This window comes from Rhodococcus sp. NPDC079359, assembly GCF_040702585.1.
Lineage (GTDB): Bacteria > Actinomycetota > Actinomycetes > Mycobacteriales > Mycobacteriaceae > Rhodococcoides.
Window position 1 is genome coordinate 1 of record NZ_JBFBLH010000026.1, and the last position, 1,474, is coordinate 1,474.

The window sequence follows — 1,474 nt, forward strand, 5'->3', positions numbered from 1 at the left end:
GGGTAAGTCCCGTGGGGTGGTGGACATTCGGTGAGGCGGCGTAGCCGCAGCTCGGGCGTGTCGTACCCGTGTTGTGGGTGGGCCATCGCGTAGTGATGAACGAGTTACCTCTCACAGTGACTCGACCAAAGGACCACGCGATGACCCACGACCATTCTGCCCTGATCACCCAGCTCGATGCACTCAAGGGTGCAGACCCGGCGTCGGTGTTCGCCGAGCTGATCCGCGCCGGCCTGCAGGCGCTGATCGACGCCGAAGCGACCGAGGTCCTCGGTGCCGGCCGCTACGAGCGGACGGCCGAGCGCACGAACTACCGGAACGGCACCCGCTCGAAGACGGTGTCGACGACCAGCGGAGACGTCGAGATCCAGATCCCGAAGCTGCGCACAGGGTCGTTCTTCCCCAGCCTGCTCGAGCGTCGCCGACGCATCGATCAGGCGTTGTACGCGGTGATCATGGAGGCCTACGTGCACGGAGTGTCGACCCGCAACGTCGACGACCTCGTCGCAGCGTTGGGTGTTGACTCGGGCGTCTCGAAGTCGACTGTGTCGAGAATTTGCCAAGGGCTCGATACGGAGATCGCGCGGTTTCGTGAGCGAACGTTGACCCACACCACGTTTCCGTACGTCTTCCTCGACGCGACGTATTGCAAGGTGCGGATCGGGGCGCATGTGGTCTCGCATGCGCTCGTCGTCGCGACCGGGGTGTCGATCGACGGCACCCGTGAAGTGTTGGGCACCGCGGTCGGGGACAGTGAGTCGTTCGATTTCTGGCGGGAGTTCCTGATCGGGCTCAAGGCGCGGGGGCTGTCGGGGGTGCATCTGGTGATCTCCGATGCGCATGCCGGTTTGAAAGCTGCTGTGGCGCAGCAGTTCACCGGGGCGTCGTGGCAGCGTTGCCGGGTGCATTTCATGCGGAACGTCACTTCCGCGGTGTCGTCGAAGCAGGTGCCTCCGGTGATGGCGGCGATCAAGACGATCTTCGCGCACACCGAGCCGGATGCTGTTGCAGCGCAGTGGGATCAGGTCGCGCAGACGCTCGCCGGGTCGTTTCCGAAGGTGTCGGCGATGATGGACGGTGCGAAGGAAGATGTGCTCGCGTTCCGTGCGTTCCCGAAGTCGCATTGGCAGAAAATCTGGTCGAACAATCCGATCGAACGACTCAACAAGGAGATCAAACGCCGCGCCGATGTCGTGGAGATCTTCCCCAACCCGGCGGCGTTCCTGCGCCTGGCGACCGCGGTGGTGATCGAAGCGCACGACGAGTGGCAAGTGACCCGCCGCTACGTCTCCGACGTGTCGATGGACGAGCTGAGGGTCGTCATCGCCAGGAAGGAACGCGCTGCAGTATCAACCGACACGACCGCTGAGTCGTTGACACCTCAGCTCGAAAGCGCCTAACATACAACACAACTCGTTGATCATGAACCGGATGGTTCACCGATCCGAATTACACCACCCCATGGGGCACTATC

1 protein-coding gene is annotated in these 1,474 nt (G+C 63.0%); it reads left to right on the forward strand.

The window, feature by feature from the left end:
* Nucleotides 1-140 precede the first annotated feature (140 nt).
* On the forward strand, nucleotides 141-1,400 hold the full coding sequence (locus AB0362_RS26465; RefSeq protein WP_068052702.1) for an IS256 family transposase: 1,260 nt from the start codon (nucleotides 141-143) through the stop codon (nucleotides 1,398-1,400).
* Nucleotides 1,401-1,474: the final 74 nt, after the last annotated feature.